Here is a 22,265-nt window from a genome sequence, read left to right on the forward strand (position 1 = left end):
CGATTTCCGAGCGGTCCGGGACTCGAAGGCCACCGGCTACCGCAACCTCAAACGCCCCCGCCGTCCGGCCGGCGGGGCCCCGGCCGGGGAGAACGGGCCGCCGACGACCGGCGGGCGGCCCGGGTTGTCGGACGTCATCTCGTGAGGAGCACTGCCCATGGACCGCGACATCACCTTCACCGAGGCCGATGCGGACGCCCACGAGGTGCTCCGGCGCCGGCTCCGGGAGCAGGCGGACGAGCTGGTCCGGCGGGCCGAGGCGCTCGACGCGCGGCGGACCGAGGAGTTCGGCTCCCCCGGGATGCGGCTGCTCGCCACCGAGCAGGTGCACACGGAGCACGCCGCGGTGGCCCGCGACCTCGTCTCCGTGGGCGGGCGCCTGCTGTTCGGCTTCGGGCGCGGCCCCGGTGCCCGCGGGGAGGCGGGCGTCGGCGACGTGCTCGTGCTGCGGGAGTCCGGCCTGGAGGAGGCGGCGGAGGGACTGCTCGACGACGAGGCCTTCGTCCGCGAGTTCGCCGGTCTGCACCGCTACTTCCGGGACGCCCGGCTGCTGCGGCTGCGCCGGGTCGACGGCCGGCTGCTCGCCGTGTTCCGTACCGGGGAGACCGCCGAGGACATCCGCGTGCTGCGCTGGGCGCTCGGTCCGGACGGGGCGCCCGGGGCGTTCCTGGACGCCCGGGGCGAGCGCGACCACGTCTTCCCGCCCTCCCACGACTTCACGTGGACGCCGGTCGGCCGGGAGTCCCACGTGCCCGGCCGGTACCCGCACATCGCCGTGCTGGACACGGTCTTCGTGGACACCCTGGGCGGCACGCTCACCGTCAAGGCCGTCGACGACACCGAGTCCCCCGACGGGATCCACGAGGAGCCCGTCGACGAGCCGCTGCAGTCCCTGGCGGACGCCGCCGTCGAGTACGCCGAGGCCGGGCCGCTGATCCTGCTGCGGGTGCGCCCGTACAAGGAGAAGGCCTGGCGCCACCTGGTCTTCAACACCCTGCTGTCCACCGTGGTGCGGCTCGACGCGATCGGGCCGTCCTGCCTCCGGCTGCCCGAGGACCAGGGCCTGGTCTTCCCCGGCGGCTACCACCTCACCAGCGGCCGGACCAAGACCTTCGACACGGCCGGGGAGTTCGGCGACTCCGTCCTGGAGGGCACGGTCCGGTCGCCCAACGGCGAGGACGTGCTCTACGTCTTCCGGTCCCGGGACGGGAGCCGCACCCTGCTCCTCCCCTACAACCTGATCCGCCAGGAGGTCGCCACCCCGCTGCTCGGCCGGGGCCACGCCCTCCTCGACGACGGCACGCTGATCCTGCTGCGGGACGGCGCCGACGGGCCGGCGCGGGTGCACCCCCTGCAGCGCTGGCAGACCCCCTTCGTCTCCGACACCTTCGCCGCGTCCCGCCCCGCGGGCACCGGGCCGCTCGCCCGGACCGGCAACGCCGACCTGGTGCGCGGGATCTCCGACTGCCTGGCCCTGGCGCACGGCGTGCGGGACATGACGCCGACCACCGCGGTCTACGCCAGGCTGGTCGCCGACTGCGCCCGCGCGGAGGACCGCTACCACTGGCTCGCCGATCCCGCGCTGGGCGCGCTCGCCGCACCGCTGGGGGAGCTGGGGGCCACCGCGCGCCAGGTGCTGGCCGAGTTCGAGACGGTCCAGGAGCTGACAGAGCGGGCGGCCGCCGCGCTCGACGAGGCGGCCGGCGGACTCACCTCCCTGGTGCGCCGCATCCGGGGCGAGGCCCCCCGCTCGGCCGCCGCCTGGATCGACGGGCTCACCGAACTGCGCCGGGCGCACGGGCACCTGGCGACCCTCGCCGACCAGCGGTACGCCGACACCGCACGCATCGCCGCGCTCCGCGAGGAGACCGCACGCGACCTGGAGTCCGCCGCGCAGCGGGCGGTCGCCTTCCTCGCCGGCGAGGACGCGTTCGCCGGGTACCACGAGGACCTCGGGCGGCTCACCGCCGGCGCCGGCGAGCTGGCGACCGTCGCCGACGCCACGGCGGCGGGGGACCGTCTGACGGAGCTCACGGACGGCCTCGGGACGGTCACCGACGTCGTCGCCGGGCTGGACATGGGCGACGCCACCGTCCGCACCTCGGTCCTGGAACGGATCGCGGAGGTCCTGGGCGGCGCCAACCGCGCCCGGGCGACGCTCGACGCCCGGCGCAGGGAGCTGGTGGCCCGGGAGGGGCGGGCCGAGTTCGCCGCGGAGTTCGCCCTGCTCGGGCAGGCCGTCACGGGAGCGCTCGCCACGGCGGACTCCCCCGACTCCTGCGACGGGCAACTGGCCCGGGTGCTGCTCCAGCTGGAGAACCTGGAGTCCCGCTTCGCCGAGTCGGGCGACTTCCTGGAGAGGCTCGCCGAGCGCCGTACGGAGGTGTACGAGGCGTTCTCGGCCAGGAAGCAGACGCTCCAGGACGACCGTGCCCGGCGCGCGGAGCGGCTCGCGGAGTCTGCGGCCCGGGTCCTGGAGACCGTCGCGCGGCGGCTGGCCGGGCTGGAGGACCTGGACGCGGTCCACACCTACTTCGCCTCCGACCCCATGGTCGCCAAGGTGCGCCGCACCGCCGGGGAGCTGCGCGCCCTCGGCGACCAGGTGCGCGCCGACGAGCTGGACGGCCGGCTGAAGGCTGCCCGGCAGGAGGCCGGTCGGGCCCTGCGCGACCGGGGCGAGCTGTACTCGGACGGCGGCGCGGTGATCCGGCTGGGCCGCCACCGGTTCGCGGTGGACAGCAGGCCGTTCGACCTGACGCTGGTCCCGTCCGGGGACCGGATCGCCTTCGCGCTCACCGGCACGGACTACCGGGCGCCGGTCACCGACCCGGAGTTCACGGCGGCCCGCGGGCACTGGGACCAGGTGCTGCCCTCCGAGACACCGGAGGTCTACCGCGCCGAGCACCTGGCGGCCCGGCTCCTGGAGGAGCACGGCGCGGACGCCCTGGCCGGCGCCGATCTCGCCGTACTCGTCCGGGAGGCGGCGGCGACGGCGTACGACGAGGGCCACCAGCGGGGGGTCCACGACGAGGACGCGCTCGCCGTGCTGACCGTGCTGCTGCGGCTGCTCGCCGGGGCCGGTCTGCTGCGCTTCCCGTCGTCGGTGCGCGCGGCGGCCCAGCTGTTCTGGGCGCACGGGGCCGACGACGGGCTGCGGACGTCCTGGGAGCGTCAGGCCGTCTCGCTGGCGCGCGCCCGCGCCGCCTTCGGGCTCGCTCCCGCCGTCGCCGCGCTCCAGGAGGAGTGGGCGGAGGCGATGGGGGCGCCGCCCGAGGTCGCCGCGTACCTCTTCGAGGAGCTGGCCGGCGGACCCGCCGGGTTCGTCACGAGCGCGGCGGCGCGCACGCTCCTGGAGAAGTTCCGCCGCGCCGTGGGCACGGCGGCCTACGACGAGGACCTCGCGGCGCTGCACGGCGACCTCCCGGCCCGACGCCGGCTGGTGGAGGGCTGGCTCACCTCGTACGCCGCCGCGAGCGGCTCGGACGTGGACGACGGTGACCTCGCCGAGGCGGTCGCCGTGGAGCTGTGCCCGGAGCTGGAGCGCTACGACTGCGACGCGCCGCTCACCGCGACCGTGGAGGGCCTGCTCGGCGACCATCCGCGGGTGGAGCGCGGGCGGCTGCGCGTCCGGCTGGACGAACTGCTCTCCCGCACGGCCGGCTTCCGGGCCCGCACCGTGCCGTCCTTCCGCGCCTACCAGCGGCTGCGCACCTCCCTGGTCGCGGCCGAGCGCTCCCGGCTGCGGCTGGACGACCTCCGGCCGCGCGCCATGGCGGCGTTCGTCCGCAACCGGCTGCTGGACGAGGTGTACCTGCCGCTCATCGGCGACAGCCTGGCCAAGCAGATCGGCACCGCCGACGGGGACCGGCGCACCGACTCCCAGGGCCTGCTGCTGCTCATGTCGCCGCCGGGCTACGGCAAGACGACCCTGGTGGAGTACGTCGCGGAGCGGCTCGGGATGGTCCTGGTCAAGGTCAGCGGGCCGAACCTCGGCCACGAGGTGACCTCCCTCGACCCGGCGCTGGCCCCCGGCGCGACCGCGCGCCGGGAGATCGAGAAGATCAACTTCGCGTTCGAGGCGGGAAGCAACACCCTCCTGTACCTGGACGACATCCAGCACACCTCGCCCGAGCTGCTCCAGCGGTTCATCCCGCTGTGCGACGCCACCCGCCGGGTCGAAGGGGTGCGGGACGGGCAGCCCCACAGCTACGACCTGCGGGGGAAGCGGTTCGCCGTGGTGATGGCGGGCAATCCGTACACCGAGTCCGGCGCCCGGTTCCGGATCCCGGACATGCTCGCCAACCGGGCGGACGTGTGGAACCTCGGCGACGTCCTGAGCGGCCGGGACGAGGTCTTCGCGCTGAGCTTCGTCGAGAACGCGCTGACCGCCAATCCGGTGCTCGCCCCGCTGGCCGGCCGCTCCGGGAAGGACCTCGACCTGCTCGTGCGCCTCGCCGCCGGGACCGCGCCCGCCGCGGGCGCCGGGCAGCTGGAGCACCCGTACGCGCCGGCCGAACTGGACCGGATCCTCGCCGTGCTGCGCCATCTGCTCACCGCCCGGGAGACCGTCCTCGCGGTGAACGCGGCGTACATCGCGTCGGCCGGGCAGACGGACGCCGCCCGCACCGAGCCGCCGTTCCGGCTCCAGGGCTCGTACCGCGACATGAACAAGATCGCGGAGCGGATCGTGCCCGTGATGAACGACGCCGAGCTGGCCGCCGTCATCGACGACCACTACGCGGGTGAGGCCCAGACGCTCACCACCGGCGCCGAGTCGAACCTGCTGAAGCTGGCCGAGCTGCGGGGCACGCTCACCCCGGCCCAGGCGGAGCGCCGGAAGGAGGTCGTCTCCGCCTACGTGCGCACCCGGGCGCTCGGCGGCCCGGAGAGCGATCCCGCCGCCCGTGCGGTCGGGGCGCTGGGCCTGCTGGCGGACCGGCTCGCGGCGGTCGAGGCCGCCATCGAGCGGGCCGCGGACCCCCGCCGCCCGGCCGCGGATCCACGTCCCCGTCACGCGATGATCACCGACTCTCCCGACTGAACCGGAGGCGGCAAGGCATGCTGGGTTCCGTGTCCTCACTTCCTCAACAGCCCCAACGCCCCCCGAACAGCGGCCACATGGTGGTCTGCGGCGACGACACCCTGGCCCGCAGGCTCGCCGTGGAGCTGCGCTACGTCTACGGGGAGCGGGTGACGCTGCTGGTCCCGCCGGGGCGCGACACCCGCAGGCCGGAGCTGCCGCTGACCCAACGGGCCCGCGCGGGCGCCCTGTTCGGCCGGATGTCGGCGGCGATGAACCGCAACGGCGGCGGGGACGGCGACACGAACGCCGGGGTCGAGGCGGTCCGCATCCTGGAGGCGCACGAGCCCTCGGACGACGTGCTGGAGGAGGCGGGCGTCGACCGGGCGGAGGCGCTCGCGCTCGTCTACGACGACGACGAGCTCAACATCCGCGCCGCCCTGACGGCACGTCGGCTCAATCCCCGCCTGCGTCTGGTCATCCGGCTCTACAACCGCAAGCTCGGCCAGCACCTGGAGACACTCCTCGACCAGGCCGCCGCGGTGTCCATGCCCGGTCTCGACGCCACCGCGGCGGACGCCTCGACCACCGTCCTGTCCGACGCCGACACCGCGGCGCCCGCCCTGGCCGCCACCGCGCTGACCGGCAGCAGCAAGGTGATCCAGGCCGAGGGCCTGCTGCTGCGGGCCGTCGAGCGCACCCCGCCCCGGCCCGGCACGCTCGCCGACCCCGGGCTGTGCACCCTGGCCCTGCTCTCCTCCACCAGCCAGGACCCGGCCGGCGCCGAGGGGTCCGACAGCAGTGGCGACGAGGGCCCCCAGCTGCTCCCCGACCACGCGACGGTGAACGCCGCCACGGGCCGGGGCACGATCGTCCTGGAGGCCATCAGCCAGGCGGGACCGGACCGGGCGCCGATCCGGATGGGGGGCAGGGGCGCCCCGCTCGGCCAGATCTTCTCCCGGCGGCTGCGGTGGTCGGCCCTCGGTGTCGCGACGGCCGTCGTCGCCCTGGCCGTCGCCTCGGTGATCACCACCGGGGACAGCCCGCTGCACGCCGCCTATCTGACCCTGCTCGACCTGCTGGCGATGGGCGATCCCGCGGTCGAGGACACCGACTCCTCCTCCCGCCAGATCATCCAGCTGCTCTCCGGCGTGGCCGGGCTGCTGCTGCTGCCGCTGCTGGTCGCCGCCGTCCTGGAGGCCTTCGGCTCGCTGCGCAACGCCTCCTCGCTGCGCCGCCCGCCGCGCGGCCTGTCCGGCCACGTGGTCCTGCTGGGGCTCGGCAAGATCGGTACCCGGGTCCTGGTACGGCTCCGCGAGCTGGACATCCCGGTGGTGGTCGTCGAGGAGGACCCGGAGGCGCGCGGCATCCCGCTGGCCCGCAGCCTGCACGTCCCGACGGTCCTGGGCGACGTGACGCAGGAGGGGGTGCTGGAGGCGGCCAAGATCCGCCGGGCCCGCGCCCTGCTCGCCCTGACCAGCATCGACACCACGAACCTCGAAGCCGCGCTGTACGCCCGCTCGGTCAAGCCGGACCTGCGGGTGGCCCTGCGCCTGTACGACGACGAGTTCGCCACCGCCGTCTACCGCACCCTGCGCACGGCGCACCCGGGGGCCCTGACCCGGTCCCGCTCGGTGTCCCACCTGGCCGCCCCGTCGTTCGCCGTCGCCATGATGGGCCGGCAGATCCTGGGGGCGGTCCCGGTGGAGCGCAAGGTGATGCTGTTCGCCGCGCTGGAAGTGTCGGGGCACCGCCAGCTGGAGGGCCGGACCGTGGAGCAGGCGTTCCGGGCGGGTGCCTGGCGGGTGCTGGCCCTGGACGCCACCCCGCCCGCCGACCGGCTCCCGGACCTGGCGGCCCTGCCGCCGTACGACCCCCTCGACCCCGCGGGCCCGGGCGCCCCGGACCGGCCGTCCGGCCTGGTCTGGGACCTGCACCCGGGCTATGTGCTGCGTGCGGAGGACCGGGTGGTGATCGCCGCGACCCGGCGCGGTCTGGCCGAACTGCTGCGCGGCAGGCACCCGGTCGCCCACCGCTGAGGCGCGGCGGCGGGGCCGTCCGCTCCGTCAGCCGGGCGCGGACCCCAGGGTGCGGGGCCGCAGGGCGCGGGCCGTCAGCCGGGCGCCGGGGTGCGGGGCAGGCGGGCGGGAGACGCGGGGCGGCCGCGGGGGCATGCGGGGAGACGCGGGGCGGGCGCGGTCAGCGGAACGTCCCCATCGCCTCCCGCACCTCCTCCAGGGTCGCCGCGGCCACGGCGCGCGCCCGCTCGTTCCCGGCGCGCAGCACGTCCCGTACGTACCCCATGTCCCGGGCGTACTCGGCCCGCCGGGCGCGGATCGGCGCCATCCTCGCGTTGACGGCCTCGGTCACGGTCCGCTTCAGACCGGCGGCACCGGCGTTCCCGATCTCCTCGGCCACCGCGTGCGGGTCGCGGTCCAGGCAGAGCGCCGCCAGCAGCACCAGGCCCGACACCCCGGGCCGCCGCTCGGGCTCGTAGCTGATGTGCCGTTCGGAGTCGGTGGTGGCGCCCTTGATCAGCCGGGCGGTCTCGTCCGCATCGGCTCCGAGGGCGATGGCGTTGCCCCGGCTCTTGCTCATCTTGGTGGCGTCCGTGCCGAGCAGCAGGGGTGCGGCGGAGGGCGGAATAGGCGAGGGGGGCACTCCGTTGTAGGGTGTGTCCATATAGTTCAACGTTCAACCAAACTCGCTCAACACTTCTGGAGGCGGGCGCCATGCAGTTCGGGATCTTCACCGTCGGGGACGTCACCACCGACCCCACGACCGGTACGGCACCGAGCGAGAACGAGCGGATCAAGGCGACCCTCGCGATCGCGCTCAAGGCCGAGGAGGTGGGCCTGGACGTCTTCGCGACCGGTGAGCACCACAACCCGCCGTTCGTCCCGTCCTCGCCGACGACCACGCTCGGCTACCTCGCCGCCCGCACCGAGAAGCTGATCCTGTCCACGTCCACCACGCTGATCACCACCAACGACCCGGTGAAGATCGCCGAGGACTACGCCACGCTCCAGCACCTGGCCGACGGCCGCGTCGACCTGATGATGGGCCGCGGCAACACCGGGCCGGTCTACCCCTGGTTCGGCAAGGACATCCGCCAGGGCATCCCGCTCGCGATCGAGAACTACGCGCTGCTCCACAAGCTGTGGCGCGAGGACGTCGTCGACTGGGAGGGGAAGTTCCGCACCCCGCTGCAGTCCTTCACCTCGACCCCGCGCCCGCTGGACGGCGTCCCGCCGTTCGTCTGGCACGGCTCCATCCGCTCCCCGGAGATCGCCGAGCAGGCCGCCTACTACGGCGACGGGTTCTTCCACAACAACATCTTCTGGCCCATGGAGCACACCAGGAAGATGGTCGACCTCTACCGGCGCCGCTACGCCCACTACGGGCACGGCACCGCCGAGCAGGCCGTCGTGGGCCTCGGCGGCCAGGTGTTCATGCGGAAGAACTCGCAGGACGCGGTACGGGAGTTCCGGCCGTACTTCGACAACGCGCCGGTCTACGGGCACGGGCCCTCGCTGGAGGACTTCACCCGGCAGACCCCGCTGACCGTCGGCTCCCCCCAGGAGGTCATCGAGCGGACCCTGTCCTTCCGCGAGGAGGTCGGCGACTACCAGCGCCAGCTCTTCCTGATGGACCACGCGGGACTGCCGCTGAAGACGGTCCTGGAGCAGCTCGACCTCCTGGGCGAGGAGGTCGTGCCCGTGCTGCGCAAGGAGTTCGCCCGCCTGCGCCCGGCCGGAGTGCCGGACGCCCCCGTCCACCCGGCGGTCGCCGCCGCCCGCGCCGCTGCCGCCGCCGACCCGAAGGAGCTCCGATGACCACGTCCGCCACGACCCCCCTGAGGATCGTCGCCGTCACCGCCGGGCTCAGCAGCCCCTCGTCCACCCGGCTGCTGGCCGACCGGCTCGCGGAGGCCACCCGCGCAGCCCTGGCGGACGGACCGGACCGCCCCGTCGAGACCGAGGTCGTCGAACTGCGCGACCTGGCCGTCGACATCGCCCACCACCTGGTCACCGGCTTCCCGCCGGCCGCCCTCCGGCAGGCGCTCGACGCGGTGACCGGGGCGGACGGCCTGATCGCGGTGACCCCCGTGTTCACCGCCTCGTACAGCGGGCTGTTCAAGTCGTTCTTCGACCTGGTCGACCACACCGCGCTGACCGGCAAGCCCGTCCTCGTCGCGGCGACCGGCGGAACCCCCCGGCACTCGCTGGTCCTGGAGCACGCGATGCGCCCGCTCTTCGCCTATCTGCGGGCCGTCGTCCTGCCCACCTCCGTGTACGCGGCGTCGGAGGACTGGGGCTCGCACGGGGACGCGTACACCGAGGGGCTGCCGTCCCGGATCCGGCGCGCGGGCGGCGAACTGGCGTCCGCCGTCACCGGACGGACCGCCCCCGGCGCCTCCCGGGCCACCCCCGAGGACGGCGAGGACGGCGAGGACGGCGAGGACGGCATAGACGCAGTCGTGCCGTTCGCACAGCAGCTCGCGGACCTGCGCACCGGCTGATCACCGGGCACCCCCGGTGGGCGACCGGGGGCGTGCGCCCGCCGGGATCACGGGACATTCTTGGAGTTGATCCCGATATGCGGTGAAGGTGCGAGCACGCTGGAGGCAGACATGGGCAGGATCGTCGTGGGCGTCGACGGGTCGGACGCTTCGATCAAGGCGCTGCGCTGGGCCGTGCGCCAGGCCGAGCTGACCGGCGACACCGTCGAGGCGGTGAACAGCTGGGAGTACCCCGCGACCAGCTGGGGGTCCCTGATGCCGGGCATGCCGGAGGACTTCGACCCGCAGGCGGTGGCGACCGTGGCGCTCACCGAGGCGCTCGAGGAGTCGCTGGGCGCCGAGGGCGCGGCGGCGGTGGACAAGGTCGTCGTGATCGGCAACCCCGCCCTGACCCTCCTGGAACGGTCCAGGGGTGCGAACCTGCTGGTCGTCGGCGCCCGCGGCTACAGCGGCTTCAAGGCGACCCTGCTCGGCTCGGTCAGCCTGCACGTCGCCCAGCACGCCGACTGCCCCGTCACCGTCGTACGCGACTGAACGACCGCGGCCCGGCCCCAGGACGTCGGGCCGGGCCGGGCCGCGTGCACAGGGGGCACCGGGCTCCGCGCGGTCATTCCTCGCGGGTGTAGTAGGCGTAGAACATCGTGCAGAACATCCCGGCCGCCAGCACCAGGCCGAGCAGGCCGGACGCCAGCACGCTGTTGCCGTGCAGGCTGTAGAGGAAGCCGATCACGCCCCCGGTCAGCACCCCGTACGCCGCGGCGCGCAGTTCGCGCGGCAGGAACCACCGGACCCGTACGAGGGCGTAGCAGAGCGCGGCGAAGGCCACCCCGGACACCACGCCGAGCCAGATCTGCCCGTCGGTGGTCGCGCCTCCGTCCCGCTTGATGAAGAAGGCCCAGAACCCGACGACCACGCCCAGGACGACGGGCACCGCCCAGGACAGCACACCGAATCCGTGGTGCGGCGGGGTGGTGACCGGCCGCGTCCGGCGGCGCACCGGCATCGTTGCGTGTGTGGCCATGGCGCACGGCTCCTTAGGTCCGCCCCCGTCCCGCTGTCCCTCCCAGCGCACACCCGACCGGACCGCCCGGCAACTCGAACGGCGTACGGCCACCGGCGCCGCGCCCGTACCCGGGATTGGCTGGTGCCTGTGCGGACCTCTCTCTCAGCGGCCCTGTCGGCGGTACTGCTCGTCCTGCTCGCCGTGCTGGTCCCGTTCGGCGCGCTCTCGGCATGGGTCGACCTGGAGCTCGACGACACCGACCGGTACCTCGCCGCCGTGTCCCCGCTGGCCTCCGACACGGAGGTGCGGGAGACCGTGGCGGGCCTGGTCACCGACGAGGCGATGAAGCACATCGACCTCGGACCGCTCCAGGACACCGCCGAGCGGTTCCTGCACGACACCGCCCTGTCGTTCACCACGACCGAGGCCTTCCAGCGGGCCTGGGACAGCGCGAACCGGGCGGCGCACGAGGCCGTGACCGCCTCCCTGCACGGGAACGGCGGACAGGCGGTCACCATCGAACTGGCGCCGGTGATCGAGGAGGTCAAGCAGCAGCTGGTCGACGACGGGGTGCCGTTCGCCGGGCAGATCCCGGTCACCGAGACCTCGATCACCGTGCTCTCCGCGGACCGAGCCGACGAGGTGCGCTCCTCGTTCCACTGGCTGCGGTCCTGCAGTGTCTGGCCGGCCGTCGGCACCGCGGTGCTGCTGGTGCTGGTGCCGGGCCTCGCGTTCGTACGGGGCGGCCCGCGGGCCGGGCTGACCGCCGTCGCCGTGACCGGCGGCGGGCTGGTGCTCGGCGCGGTCCTGCTGCGGCTCGTCCTCGCGGTGGGACGCTCCCGGGTGCTGGACCAGGTACCGGGCAGCGACCGGGGCGGGGCCGCCGCCGTGTACGACGCGCTGACGGCCTCCCTGCGGACGACCGTGTGGATCGTGCTCCTGGCCGGGGCGGTCCTGGTGGTGGGCGGGGCGGTGGGACGGGTCCTGGCCGGCCGGCGCGGATGACCCGGCCGGGTCCTCCTGCCCTGTCCGCCGCGCCCTCCCCCTCCCGTCCGTCGCGCCCCTCCTCCGGTCCGTCGCGACCGGCGGCTGGTCCCGCGCCGCGGCCCGACGTGCGCGGTCGCGTGGGCCGGGCGAGAGTGGGACGCGTGGGAGCCGGGGGCGACTGGGAGGTCTGCCGTATGCGAGCCATCGCCGTCAGCGCGGTCCGTGCGGAGCCCGGTCTCGTCGAACTGCCGAAGCCCGATCCCGGAGCGGGCGAGGTGCGGGTGAAGATCGAGTACGCCTCGCTCAACCCGCTCGACCGGCAGCTCGCGGACGCCCTTGCGGACGACGCGGCCCCGCAGGTGTTCCCGCTCGTCCTGGGCACCGACTTCGCGGGCCGGGTGGACATGATCGGCAGCGGGGACAACGCGTTCCGGGTGGGCGACGCCGTCTTCGGCCGGGTCGCCGCGCCCCCGCTCGGGCGCCACGGGGCGTACGCCGAGTACGTCTGTGTCCCGCAGGACTCCCCGATCGCCCTGGTCCCGCGCGAGGTGCCGCTCCGGGCCGCCGCCGCGCTCCCGTCGGCCGCCACGGCCGCGGCGCAGATCCTGTCGGACACGTCGGTACGGGGCGGATCGAGCCTGCTGCTCGTCGGGGCGACCGGCGGCGTCGGCAGCTTCCTGACGCAGCTCGCGGCGGCCCGCGGGACCGCGGTCGTCGCCGCCGTGCGGGGCGACGGGGGACGGCGCATGCGGGCGCTCGGGGCCGCCGCCACCGTCGACACGAGCTGCGGCCCCGAAGCCCCGGCGGCCGCGGTGCGCGCCCTGTACCCGGAAGGGGTCGACGTGCTGGTCGACCTCGTCTCGACGGACACCGCCTCGTTCGCCGCGTACACCGGGCTGCTGCGGGACGGCGGGATCGCGGTCACCACCCGGGACGTGGCGCCGCCGCCCGGTGTCGCCTGCTCCGCCTTCCGGCTCACCCCCACCCGTGCGCTGCTGGACGGGCTGGCCGCGGCGGTGGCACGCGGGGAACTGGACGTGCCCGTCGACCTGGAGCTGCCCCTGGAGAAGGCGCCGCAGGCACTCGCCCAGAACCGCGCGGGCGGGGCCCGCGGCAAGACCGTCTTCGCCGTGTGAAGAACACCGGAACGGACCGGAACGGGAGGGCCCCATGGCCGACCAGGACATCTTCTCGACCATCGACGAGCTGATCACCGAGGAACGCGCCCTGCGGGCCCGCTCCACCGCGGAGCTGGGCCTCTCCGCCGGAGAGCACGCACGGCTGCGCGAGGTCGAGGTCGAACTGGACCAGTGCTGGGACCTGCTGCGGCAGCGGCGCGCGCTCGGCGCGTCCGGCCAGAACCCCGCGGAGGCGCGGATGCGGCCCGCCGACGAGGTGGAGGGCTACCAGAGCTGATCAGGGCCGCTCGTCGGGGCCGTGCGGAGCCCGCGTGCGCTGGAGGCGCTCCATCTCCCGTCGGTCGCGCTTGGTCGGACGGCCCGCACCCCGGTCGCGCACCGGGACCTGGAACGCCGCCTCGCGGGGCGGCGGGGGCGGGCTGTTGTCGACGAAGCACTCGGCCGCCACCGGCGGTCCCACCCGCTTCTTCACGATCTTGGAGACGACCACGACGCGGTCCCGGCCGGCGTGCCGCAGCCGCACCTCGTCACCCGCCTTCAGGGCCTGCGCGGGCTTCGCACGCTCACCGTTGACCCGGACGTGCCCGGCGCGGCAGGCGGCAGCCGCCTGCGACCGGGTCTTCGTCAGCCGGACCGCCCAGATCCAGGCGTCCACCCGGACGCTTCCCTCCGCCTGCGGAGCCTCACCGGAAACCATGCGTACGACTCTAATCCGCCGAGGATGTCCGCAGGGCCCCCTCGGCCGGAACCCCTGAGGACGCCTCGCCGGGGCCCGGAGCCGCAACCTCGGAGGACGCCTCGCCGGAAGACGGGGTCAGCCGGACGGGTCCGCCGCGGCGGAGCCGTCCCGTGCGGGCGGGCGGCGGACCGGCCGGTCCACCTGGCCGTGCGTCAGGCGGACCGGCCGGCCCGCCCGGGGGACGGCACCTCAGCCGGACCGCCGGGTGCCCGGCGGACGCGGGCCGCAGGGGCGTACGCCCCCGGAGCCCGAGCCCGTTGTCACTGCCGTCCTCGCGCCCCTCAGAGCCCGATGCCGCTGCCGTCCTTGCGCCAGACCGCGACGACCGAGGGACGGACGATCCGGCCCGGGCCGTCCGGCCAGGTGCTCGCCGGCTTCTCCACGGAGGCGCCGTCGACCTCTCCCGGGTGCTGGACGGCGACGAGGACGCGCCGGTCCTGGATCACCGGTCCGCAGGTCTCGGCACCGCTGGGGACGGTCAGGAACTGCTTCAGTTCACCGCGCCGTTCGCCCGCCGTCGCGACGCCGAACAGGCCGTCGTGCGAGCCGAGCTGGTTCCCGTCCGTCGAGATCCACAGGTTGCCGTGGTCGTCGAAGGCCACGTTGTCCGGGCAGGAGATCGGGCTGACCTTCTCCTTCGGGAAACCGGAGAAGTAGGTCGACGGGTCCTCCGGGTCACCCGCGACGAGGAAGAGCCGCCAGGCGAAGCCGTCACCCGCGGGGTCGTCCCAGTGCTCGGCGAGCTCCAGGATCTGGCCGTGCTTGTTGGCGTTGCGCGGGTTGGCCTCGTCCGCGGGCGCCTTGCCCGCCTTGCCGCGGTCGGTGTTGTTGGTCAGGGCGATGTAGACCCGGCCGGTGCGCGGCGAGGGCTCGACGTCCTCGGGCCGGTCCATCTTCGTCGCGCCGACCTTGTCACCGGCGAGGCGGGTGAAGACGTACACCTCCTCGGCGGTCATGCCCGGGACGTGCGAGGTCGTGCCGGTCGCGAGCGGAATCCAGACGCCGCTGCCGTCGAACTCGCCGTCGGACGGCAGCTTGCCGGTGCCGTCGATCTCCGCGGCCGGGGAGTCCCCGGTCAGCTTGGCGACGTACAGCGTGCCCTCGTCCAGCAGCGTGAGGTTGTGCTCACGGGCCGCCCGGGAGTCGCCCTTCTTCATCCGCTTGCTGGAGACGAACTTGTAGAAGTAGTCGAAGCGTTCGTCGTCGCCCATGTAGACGACGGGGCGGCCGTCCGCGGTCAGCCGGGGCTGTGCCGCCTCGTGCTTGAACCGGCCGAGCGCGGTCCGCTTGCGCGGCGTCGCGTCGGGGTCGTACGGGTCGAGTTCGACGACCCAGCCGAAGCGGTGCGCCTCGTTGGGCTCCTGCGCAAGGTCGAAGCGCTTGTCGAACCGCTCCCACTTGCGCTCCGTCCCGGCGGTGCCGATGCCGTACCGCTTGTCGGTGTCGCGGGAGCCGTTGGCGAAGTACTGGTTGAAGTTCTCCTCGCCGTGCAGCGTGGTGCCCCACGGAGTGGTGCCTCCCGCACAGTTGTTGAGGGTGCCGAGCACCGTGCGTCCGGTGCGGTCGGCGGAGGTGCGCAGCAGCGGGCTGCCGGCGGCCGGTCCGGTGACCCGGAACTCGCTGGTCGCGGTGAGACGGCGGTTCAGCGGGTGGCGGTGGACCGGCGCGAGCCTGCCGGTGCGGTTCTCCTCCTGGACGACGACCACGGAGAGTCCGTGCGCCGCCCAGGCGATCTCGACCTGCTCACGGGTCGGGGCGGCCGGATCGTACCCACGGAACATCAGGTTCTCGTCCGTGTACTCGTGGTTGGCGACCAGCACCTGGCGGCCGCGCTCGCCCCGGAGCGGGAGCAGGGAGAGGAAGTCGTTGTTGTAACCGAACTGGCCCGCCTGCGCCTTCGCGGACTGCTTGTCCGGGTCGAAGGAGGGAGCGCCGCGCAGGATCGGTTCACCCCAGCGGATCACGACGTTCTGGCCGTAGCCCTCGGGGATCGTGACCCGGTCGTCCCGGTTGGGCGCGACGGGCGTGAAGCGCAGGCCCCGGGCACCGGGGGCGGTGGGCTTCGGCTTGCCGCCGTGCCGGCCGGCGAGCGGCGCGGCCTCGGCGCCCGGGGCGGCCGGACCGGCGAGCGCGGCGGTCCCGGCGGCGGTGGCCACGGTCACCACGGCCGCGGCGCGCATCATCGAACGGCGTGACAGGGCACCGGCGATGACATCGCCGGCGTACTCGTTGTCGCTGGTGTTCGGAATCTCCTGGAAGCAGGCGTCACCGCAGCGGTAGCGGCAGGTCAGCGCAGAGCGCCCGCCCGGGTGCGAGCCGATGAGCGGCAGCAGGTTGCGCATGGTTTCGTCCCTCCGTCTGTGTGTCACGCGTGACGGTAGGGGCGTATCCGCGCCATACGTGGGACTGTCGGTGAACAGAGGGTGAAGCCCGGGACATCGCTGCGCTCCCGGTCACCGGGGCCGCATCCGGGAATCGGCGGGAGCTCGGCCGACGCGGGGGCGGGCCGCGCCACCGAACGGCCGGATCCGGCCGCTAACCTTACGTATCCGCCCTGGCCAGGGATCAATTCCCGCAGTACGGACGTGTATCGCCCCCAACTCATGCGAAAGGCCTCGCCCATGGGCATTCGGAGCTTGCTGCGCAAGGTGTTCGGCCGGACGGAGCAGGACGAGCCGGCCACGGCCACCGTCCCGCCCCAGGCCGAGCGCACCCAGCCCACGGAGCCGGAGACCGCCGCCTCGGCGGCCGAGCCCGCGAAGGCCTCGGTGCCGGCCCCGGCCTCCCCCTCGGACCGTTCGGCCGGTGCCGGGCACGACAGCGGCCAGGCGTCGGACCTGGTGGCGGAGGCCTTCGACAAGGCGCCCGCCGCACCGGCGCCCACCACGGCCGCGGCGCCGAGGGTCCCGGCACAGGGCTCGGACCCGGAGGCGAAGCCGGCCGGCGACGCCCCGGACGCCGGGACCGACGGAGCGGCGGAGCCCGCCGCCGAAGCTGCGCCGGCCGTCGTCGCACCGATCACGATCGACATGGACCCGGAGCCGGAGACGGCACCGGAGGCGACGAAGGCGGAGCCCGTCGCGGCCCCCGCCGGGACCGGTTCGAAGACCGTGGTGGAGCCCCGCCCCGAGGACGCGCCGGACACCGGGTCCGCGGCCGAGGCCGGATCGGCCGAGCCCGTTACCTCGTCACCGGCCGAGCCCGTCGCGTCGTCCTCCACGGCCGGGGCGGTCACCGCGCCCGGGGCCTCCGCCACCGAGGCGCCCGCCGAGGAGGAGAAGGCCGCGCCCGCACCGGCCGCCGTCGAGGAGCCCGCCGCCGAGCCGGCGGCCACGCCCGATGCGCCGACGACGGAGCCGGTCGTGGAGCCGGTGGCCGAGGCCGTCGAGGAGCCGGTGTCCGCGGCCGGTGCGGAGGCCCCCTCCGAGGCGCTTCCCACCGTCGCCGCCGAGCCGGTCGCCACCCCGGTCGTCGAGCCCGAGCCGACCGCCACCGAGCCCACCCCGGTCGTCGAGCCCGAGCCGGTCGCCACGCCTGAGCCCGTCGCGGCCTCCGTACCCGTCGCGGACCCGCAGCCGCTCTCCGCCGAGCCGGTCGCCGCCGAGTCCGGCGCCGAGCCCGCTGCCGCCGCCCCCGGCGGCAGGCCCGCCGTCTCCCTCGCCCGGGTCAAGGCCGCCGCACCCGGGCTCGTCGCCCCGTACAAGGCCGCGCAGGCCGCGCTGAAGGCCCACGGGCTGACCGGGCTGCGGGCGACCGTGTACCTGGTGCTGGACCGCTCCGGTTCGATGCGGCCGTTCTACAAGGACGGCAGCGCCCAGCACCTCGGTGACCGCGCCGTGGCGCTCGCCGCGCACCTCGACACGGACGCCACCGTGCCCGTGGTCTTCTTCTCGACGGACATCGACGGCACCGGCACGGTCGGCCTCACCGCGCACGAGGGCCGCATCGACGAGCTGAACGCGGGCCTCGGCCGGCTGGGCCGGACGAACTACCACCGGGCCGTCGAGGAGGTCGTGGCGCACTACGAGGCGTCCGGGGCCACCGGCCCGGCGCTCGTGCTCTTCCAGACGGACGGCGCGCCGGACGCCAAGGTGGCGGCCAAGCAGGCGCTGGTGGAGGCGGCACGGCTGCCGCTGTTCTTCCAGTTCGTCGCCTTCGGGGAAGAGGACTCGAAGGGCTTCGACTTCCTGCGCAGGCTGACCGTCCGCAACGCCGGGTTCTTCCACGCGGGTCCCGCCCCGCGCGAGGTGCCCGACGCGGCGTTCTACCGGGCGGTGCTCGCCGGACTGCCCGCCTGGGCCGCCGCCCGCGAGGACGTCGCGGAGGGCTGATCCACCGGCAGCCGTACGGTCACGGCGAGCCCGCCCTCCGGGCCGGGCACCGCCGTGGCCGTACCGCCGTGGGCCAGCGCGATGGAGCGCACGATGGACAGCCCGAGCCCCGAGCCCCGGCCCATCCGGTCCCGGCCCTCCCCGCGCCGGAACGGCTGGAAGAACCCCGCGATGTCCCCCTCCGCCACCACCGGCCCGGTGTTGCGGACCACCAGGGCCCCGTCCGCCGCCAGGGACACCCGCACCCGGCCGCCGGGCATGTTGTAACGCACCGCGTTGGACAGCAGGTTGGCCACCAGCTGGGCGAGCAGCTGCCGGTTCCCGCGCACGACGCAGGGTTCGGCGGTGACCGTGGTCTCCGGGCGGGGCAGCTGGGTCCGCTCCGCCGCCGCGAGGGGCCGGGCGGACTCCTCCGCCACCACCTGCGCCAGGTCCACCGGCGCCCGCTCGCTCGTGTCGAGCCCCTGCTCGCTGCGCGCCAGGACCAGCAGCCCGTCGATGAGCCGCTCACTGCGCCGGTTGGTGTCCAGCAGCATCTGCCGGGTGCGGACGAGTTCCTCGGGCGTCGGATCGTCGAGACCGACCTGGATCGCCGCCCGCTGGGTGGCCAGCGGGGTCCTCAGCTCGTGCGAGGCGTTGGCGATGAACCGGCGCTGGCTGTCGAACGCCTTCTCCAGCCGGGCCAGCAGCGCGTCGAGGGTCTCGCCCAGCTCCTTCAGCTCGTCGTCCGGGCCGCTGGACGCGATCCGCTCGTGCAGCGTGTGTTCGGAGAGCCGCCGCGCCTTCGCCGTCATCGCGTGCACGGGCCGCAGCACCCGTCCCGCGGTCCACCAGCCCACCCCGACCGCGCACCCCGTCATGACGAGCAGCGCGGCGGCCGACCAGTACAGCAGCTCCCTGCTCGCGGCGTCGCTGACGTCGTCGGTGAGGTCGTAGACCGTGGGCGGTCCGAGGCGTCCCCGGGCGTGCAGGGGGCCGTTGACCGCGAAGCCGGGCTGGGCGACCGCGGCGGAGGTGGCGATGGCGCGCGCCTGCGAGTCCGTGCCGGCCCGCGAGGCCAGGTTGACCGTGGCGAGCAGGGCCGTGCCGAGCACCAGGAAGACCCCGCCGTAGACGAGGGCGATCCGCATCCGGATCGTCGAATGCCGCACCTGCGCGGCCCCGGCCGCCCGCGTCAGCCGGCTCACAGGGCGTACCCGACACCCTGCACGGTGCGGATCAGGGCCGGTTCGCCCAGCTTGGCGCGCAGCTTGCTCATGCAGACGCGCACGGCGCCCGTGAAGGGATCCGCGTTGGCGTCCCAGGCCCGCTCCAGCAGTTCCTCCGCGCTGACTGTGGCCCCGTCGGCTTCCAGCAGCAGCTGGAGCACGGTGAACTCCTTCGGGGACAGGTCCAGGTCCTGCCCGTCCCGGGTGGCGGCCCGGCGCACGCTGTCGAGCCGGATGCCGTGCCGCTCCAGCTGCGGCGGGACGGGCCGGGCGCTGCGCCGCCGCAGGGCACGCACCCGGGACACCAGCTCGGGGAACTCGAACGGCTTGCTCACGTAGTCGTCGGCGCCGAGGTCGAGCCCCTCGACCCGGTCCTCCATGGTCCCGGAGGCGGTGAGCATGAGGATCCTGGTGCGCGAGCCGGTCGACACGAGCCTGCGGGCCACGTCGTCCCCGTGCACCCGGGGAAGGTCGCGGTCCAGGACGACGACGTCGTAGTCGTGCAGCCCCAGGTAGGCGAGGGCGGCGTCCCCGCTGTACACGGTGTCCACCGCGAATCCGGCACGGCGCAGGCCGGTCGCCACCAGCTCCGCCAGAATCTCCTCGTCCTCGGCGACCAGTACCCGCATCGTGTTGTCCCCTGCCTCGTGCACGCGTGCCCACTCCTCCCAGGATGCGTCTTTGGTACGGGAAAGGATGTTTCGCAAAGCTCTCCGCGGGCGGGGCGGCCCTCGTCGGGGTGAGGGGATCTCCCCCAGGCCGTTAGGATTTCGACCATGGCGGCCACTGGATCCGAGAAGCAGGGGGGCGACGGCGTGAAGGACTTCTACGTGTCGACCCCCATCTACTATGTCAACGACGCTCCTCACCTGGGCCACGCCTATACGACCGTCGCAGGCGACGTGCTCACCCGCTGGCACCGCCAGCGCGGCGAGAAGGTGTGGTACCTCACCGGCACGGACGAGCACGGTCAGAAGATCATGCGCACGGCCGAGGCGAACGACGTCACCCCTCAGGCCTGGTGCGACAAGCTCGTCGAGGAGGCGTGGAAGCCCCTCTGGGAGCACCTGAACATCAGGAACGACGACTTCATCCGGACGACGGAGAAGCGGCACACGGACCGTGTGCAGGAGTTCGTGCAGGACCTGTACGACAAGGACCAGATCTACAAGGGCGGGTACGAAGGCCCGTACTGCGTGGGCTGCGAGGAGTACAAGCTCCCCGGCGACCTGATCGAGGCCGAGGACGGCACGAAGCTGTGCCCGATCCACAAGAAGCCGGTGGAGCTCCTCAAGGAGGAGAACTACTTCTTCAAGCTGAGCGAGTACGGCCCGAAGCTCATGGAGTTCTACGCGGCCCACCCGGACTTCATCCAGCCCGAGTCCGCCCGCAACGAGATCGTGAACTTCGTCAAGCAGGGCCTCCAGGACCTGTCGATCTCCCGTTCCACTTTCGACTGGGGCGTCCCGGTCCCGTGGGACCCGAAGCACGTGATCTACGTGTGGATCGACGCCCTGCTCAACTACGCGACGGCGGTCGGCTACGGCTCCAACCAGGAGAAGTTCGACCGCACCTTCCCCGCGGACGTCCACCTGATCGGCAAGGACATCCTGCGCTTCCACTCGGTCATCTGGCCGGCCATGCTGATGGCGCAGGGTCTGCCGCTGCCGGGCAAGGTCGTCGCCAACGGCTGGCTGATGGTCGGCGGCGAGAAGATGTCCAAGTCGAACCTGACCGGCATCAAGCCGCAGGACCTGACCTCGCACTTCGGTGTGGACGCGTACCGCTGGTACTTCCTGCGGGCCATCGCCTACGGCAGCGACGGCTCGTTCTCCTGGGAGGACTTCAGCGCCCGCTACACCTCGGAGCTCGCCAACGACTACGGCAACCTCGCCTCGCGGGTCGCCGCCATGGTCGGCAAGTACTTCGGCGGCGCGCTCCCGGAGGCCACGGCGGCCGGTGACGCCGAGCGCGCGGTCCAGGAGGGCCTGGCCGCGGCCGTCACCGCGGCCGACCGGAAGATCGGCGAGGAGCTGGACTTCCAGGGCGGGATCCTGACCGTCTTCGACTTCGTGAAGCAGGTCAACGGCTACATCACCGAGCAGGAGCCCTGGAAGGTCGCCAAGGACACGTCGCCGGAGGGCCAGGCCCGGCTCGCGACCATCCTGTACACGGCGGCCGAGTCCCTGCGCGGGGTCGCGGTCCTGCTGAACTCCGTGATGCCGGACACCTCGCAGAAGCTGTGGGACTCCCTCGGCGCCGAGGCGTCGCTGGGCGCCCTGGCCGAGCAGCGGGTCCAGGACACGGGCCGCTGGGGACAGCTGCCCGTCGGCACGACGGTGACGAAGGGCGCGGTGCTGTTCCCGCGTCTGGAGGAGAAGCCCGCGTAGAGCGGTGCAGGCGAGGCAGGAGCCCGGGTCCCGGACACAAGGGGACCCGGGCTCCCGTGCGTCAGCCGCCGGGACATCCGGTGCCCGGCCGTCCGCGCCCGGGTGTCACCGGGCCAGCGACGCGGCGTCCCCCATCACGATCACGGGATTCCGGGCGGGATCCAGGCGGAGCAGGAGCTCCCGCATCCTGTCCTCGGTCAGCGAGACACAGCCCTGGGTGGGTCCGCCGTGGTCCACATGGACCCAGATGCCGCCGCCCCGCTCCTCACCGAGGGGCCTCTCGCCGTCCAGCGGGGAGGTGCCGGGGGTGCGGTTGTAGTTGATGGCGACGACATGGTCGAAGGAGCCTTCGAGGGGTTCTCCCAGGAAGCCCTCGCCGCTCACCGCGAAGCGGGCCTCCTCGTCGTACGGGAGCAGGGCGCCCGGGTCGGGCAGCCTGCCCCCCGCGTCGGTGAGGCCGAAGACCCCGACGGGGGACCGGAGGTCGCCGGCGAGATGGTGGCCGGTCCAGCCCTCCATGCCGTTGTGGGCGGGCCAGGGGCCCGCCCCGGGTCTCCAGCCGAGCGCGGGATCGCCGAGGTCGTAGAGCACCACGGCCGAACGGTTGGAGTCCGGGCCCTGCCCGGTCACCACCAGGGCCTGCCGGGCGGTGGCGGGGATCTGCGCCCGGGTCTGCGGGCCCAGGTCCGGAATCTCCGACGGGCTGCGCAACGGCTCCGTGAACAGGGTCCGCCCGGACCCCGGGCCGGGGGCTCCGCGGGGCGGGGCGGGGTCGGAGGTCTGCTCCGTCCCGGCGGAGCAGCCGGCGAGCAGGAGCAGCAGGATCAGGGGGACGAGCAGGAGGCGGGGGCGACGCGGGACGGACACGGTGCGGAACTCCTCGGTGAGGGGGCGAACGGGCACGTCCCGTGCCCGTCCCTGCCGGG

General features: G+C 74.1%; 16 protein-coding genes and 1 pseudogene. 10 read left to right on the forward strand and 7 right to left on the reverse strand.

The window, feature by feature from the left end:
- Positions 1 to 157 precede the first annotated feature (157 nt).
- Together ABZ172_RS27680 and ABZ172_RS27685 are read left to right on the forward strand one after the other, a co-directional pair.
- Positions 158 to 5,041 carry a DNA repair ATPase gene (locus ABZ172_RS27680; protein ID WP_356887671.1) on the forward strand — a complete coding sequence of 1,628 codons (4,884 nt, stop codon included), beginning with the start codon at positions 158 to 160 and terminating at the stop codon, positions 5,039 to 5,041.
- A gap of 17 nt (positions 5,042 to 5,058) precedes the next feature.
- Positions 5,059 to 7,059, forward strand: a complete 2,001-nt coding sequence (locus ABZ172_RS27685; protein ID WP_356887673.1) for an NAD-binding protein — start codon at positions 5,059 to 5,061, stop codon at positions 7,057 to 7,059.
- 160 nt (positions 7,060 to 7,219) lie between these two features.
- Here ABZ172_RS27685 and ABZ172_RS27690 read toward each other — a convergent pair.
- Positions 7,220 to 7,657 (reverse strand): annotated as a pseudogene (locus ABZ172_RS27690) (tryptophan--tRNA ligase); the annotation flags it as partial.
- A 95-nt stretch (positions 7,658 to 7,752) separates the two neighbouring features.
- Here ABZ172_RS27690 and ABZ172_RS27695 point away from each other — a divergent pair.
- From ABZ172_RS27695 to ABZ172_RS27705, 3 genes are all read left to right on the forward strand, one after another.
- On the forward strand, positions 7,753 to 8,856 hold the full coding sequence (locus ABZ172_RS27695; protein WP_356887675.1) for an LLM class flavin-dependent oxidoreductase: 1,104 nt from the start codon (positions 7,753 to 7,755) through the stop codon (positions 8,854 to 8,856).
- Positions 8,853 to 9,542: an FMN reductase gene (locus tag ABZ172_RS27700; protein WP_356887677.1), complete on the forward strand. Its 690-nt coding sequence runs from the start codon at positions 8,853 to 8,855 to the stop codon at positions 9,540 to 9,542. The genes ABZ172_RS27695 and ABZ172_RS27700 overlap by 4 nt, the downstream gene beginning before the upstream one ends.
- Positions 9,543 to 9,653: 111 nt before the next feature.
- The gene (locus ABZ172_RS27705) at positions 9,654 to 10,076 is read left to right on the forward strand and encodes a universal stress protein (protein WP_356887679.1); all 423 of its coding nucleotides are present in this window, start codon (positions 9,654 to 9,656) and stop codon (positions 10,074 to 10,076) included.
- Positions 10,077 to 10,149: 73 nt separating this feature from the next.
- Here the strand turns inward: ABZ172_RS27705 and ABZ172_RS27710 are convergent, their stop codons facing one another.
- On the reverse strand, positions 10,150 to 10,563 hold the full coding sequence (locus ABZ172_RS27710) for a hypothetical protein (protein WP_356887681.1): 414 nt from the start codon (positions 10,561 to 10,563) through the stop codon (positions 10,150 to 10,152).
- A 129-nt stretch (positions 10,564 to 10,692) separates the two neighbouring features.
- On the opposite strand from ABZ172_RS27710, the gene ABZ172_RS27715 reads away from it, so the two are divergent.
- The 3 genes from ABZ172_RS27715 (at position 10,693) to ABZ172_RS27725 (ending at position 12,948) form a co-directional block, all read left to right on the forward strand.
- On the forward strand, positions 10,693 to 11,550 hold the full coding sequence (locus ABZ172_RS27715; protein WP_356887683.1) for a hypothetical protein: 858 nt from the start codon (positions 10,693 to 10,695) through the stop codon (positions 11,548 to 11,550).
- Positions 11,551 to 11,726: 176 nt separating this feature from the next.
- Positions 11,727 to 12,668 carry an NADP-dependent oxidoreductase gene (locus ABZ172_RS27720; RefSeq protein WP_356887685.1) on the forward strand — a complete coding sequence of 314 codons (942 nt, stop codon included), beginning with the start codon at positions 11,727 to 11,729 and terminating at the stop codon, positions 12,666 to 12,668.
- 34 nt (positions 12,669 to 12,702) lie between these two features.
- A complete protein-coding gene (locus ABZ172_RS27725; RefSeq protein WP_356887687.1) occupies positions 12,703 to 12,948 on the forward strand; it encodes a DUF2630 family protein in 246 nt (81 codons plus the stop codon).
- On the opposite strand, the gene ABZ172_RS27730 is transcribed toward ABZ172_RS27725, so the two are convergent.
- Positions 12,949 to 13,368, reverse strand: a complete 420-nt coding sequence (locus ABZ172_RS27730; protein ID WP_356887689.1) for an RNA-binding S4 domain-containing protein — start codon at positions 13,366 to 13,368, stop codon at positions 12,949 to 12,951.
- Between the two features lie 323 nt (positions 13,369 to 13,691).
- Complete coding sequence (locus tag ABZ172_RS27735) at positions 13,692 to 15,752, reverse strand: PhoX family protein (protein WP_356887690.1); 2,061 nt, start codon at positions 15,750 to 15,752, stop codon at positions 13,692 to 13,694.
- A 279-nt stretch (positions 15,753 to 16,031) separates the two neighbouring features.
- Here ABZ172_RS27735 and ABZ172_RS27740 point away from each other — a divergent pair, with 279 nt between their 5' ends.
- Positions 16,032 to 17,741 (forward strand): VWA domain-containing protein, encoded by a 1,710-nt coding sequence (locus ABZ172_RS27740; RefSeq protein WP_356887691.1) that lies wholly within the window; start codon positions 16,032 to 16,034, stop codon positions 17,739 to 17,741.
- On the opposite strand, the gene ABZ172_RS27745 is transcribed toward ABZ172_RS27740, so the two are convergent.
- Complete coding sequence (locus ABZ172_RS27745; RefSeq protein WP_356887713.1) at positions 17,675 to 18,871, reverse strand: HAMP domain-containing sensor histidine kinase; 1,197 nt, start codon at positions 18,869 to 18,871, stop codon at positions 17,675 to 17,677. The two genes, ABZ172_RS27740 and ABZ172_RS27745, sit on opposite strands and share 67 nt — an antisense overlap.
- A 53-nt stretch (positions 18,872 to 18,924) precedes the next feature.
- The gene (locus ABZ172_RS27750) at positions 18,925 to 19,578 is read right to left on the reverse strand and encodes a response regulator transcription factor (protein WP_356887715.1); all 654 of its coding nucleotides are present in this window, start codon (positions 19,576 to 19,578) and stop codon (positions 18,925 to 18,927) included.
- A 147-nt stretch (positions 19,579 to 19,725) separates the two neighbouring features.
- Between ABZ172_RS27750 and metG the strand changes: the two genes are divergently transcribed.
- Positions 19,726 to 21,339, forward strand: coding sequence for a methionine--tRNA ligase (gene metG, locus ABZ172_RS27755; RefSeq protein WP_356887692.1), 1,614 nt, complete (start codon positions 19,726 to 19,728; stop codon positions 21,337 to 21,339).
- Positions 21,340 to 21,444: 105 nt separating this feature from the next.
- Here the strand turns inward: metG and ABZ172_RS27760 are convergent, their stop codons facing one another.
- Positions 21,445 to 22,206 carry a hypothetical protein gene (locus ABZ172_RS27760; protein ID WP_356887717.1) on the reverse strand — a complete coding sequence of 254 codons (762 nt, stop codon included), beginning with the start codon at positions 22,204 to 22,206 and terminating at the stop codon, positions 21,445 to 21,447.
- Positions 22,207 to 22,265: the final 59 nt, after the last annotated feature.

This window comes from Streptomyces sp. NPDC006296 (assembly GCF_040613235.1).
Lineage (GTDB): Bacteria > Actinomycetota > Actinomycetes > Streptomycetales > Streptomycetaceae > Streptomyces.

Bases quoted from the DNA above. Each gene is read 5' to 3' on its own strand.
- ABZ172_RS27725 (WP_356887687.1), top strand. From the start codon at position 12,703: ATGGCCGACCAGGACATCTTCTCGACCATCGACGAGCTGATCACCGAG.
- ABZ172_RS27710 (WP_356887681.1), bottom strand. From the start codon at position 10,563: ATGGCCACACACGCAACGATGCCGGTGCGCCGCCGGACGCGGCCGGTC.
- ABZ172_RS27750 (WP_356887715.1), bottom strand. From the start codon at position 19,578: ATGCGGGTACTGGTCGCCGAGGACGAGGAGATTCTGGCGGAGCTGGTG.
- ABZ172_RS27740 (WP_356887691.1), top strand. From the start codon at position 16,032: ATGGGCATTCGGAGCTTGCTGCGCAAGGTGTTCGGCCGGACGGAGCAG.
- ABZ172_RS27685 (WP_356887673.1), top strand. From the start codon at position 5,059: ATGCTGGGTTCCGTGTCCTCACTTCCTCAACAGCCCCAACGCCCCCCG.
- ABZ172_RS27735 (WP_356887690.1), bottom strand. From the start codon at position 15,752: ATGCGCAACCTGCTGCCGCTCATCGGCTCGCACCCGGGCGGGCGCTCT.
- ABZ172_RS27695 (WP_356887675.1), top strand. From the start codon at position 7,753: ATGCAGTTCGGGATCTTCACCGTCGGGGACGTCACCACCGACCCCACG.
- ABZ172_RS27730 (WP_356887689.1), bottom strand. From the start codon at position 13,368: ATGGTTTCCGGTGAGGCTCCGCAGGCGGAGGGAAGCGTCCGGGTGGAC.
- ABZ172_RS27720 (WP_356887685.1), top strand. From the start codon at position 11,727: ATGCGAGCCATCGCCGTCAGCGCGGTCCGTGCGGAGCCCGGTCTCGTC.
- metG (WP_356887692.1), top strand. From the start codon at position 19,726: ATGGCGGCCACTGGATCCGAGAAGCAGGGGGGCGACGGCGTGAAGGAC.
- ABZ172_RS27700 (WP_356887677.1), top strand. From the start codon at position 8,853: ATGACCACGTCCGCCACGACCCCCCTGAGGATCGTCGCCGTCACCGCC.
- ABZ172_RS27680 (WP_356887671.1), top strand. From the start codon at position 158: ATGGACCGCGACATCACCTTCACCGAGGCCGATGCGGACGCCCACGAG.
- ABZ172_RS27745 (WP_356887713.1), bottom strand. From the start codon at position 18,871: ATGCGGATCGCCCTCGTCTACGGCGGGGTCTTCCTGGTGCTCGGCACG.
- ABZ172_RS27705 (WP_356887679.1), top strand. From the start codon at position 9,654: ATGGGCAGGATCGTCGTGGGCGTCGACGGGTCGGACGCTTCGATCAAG.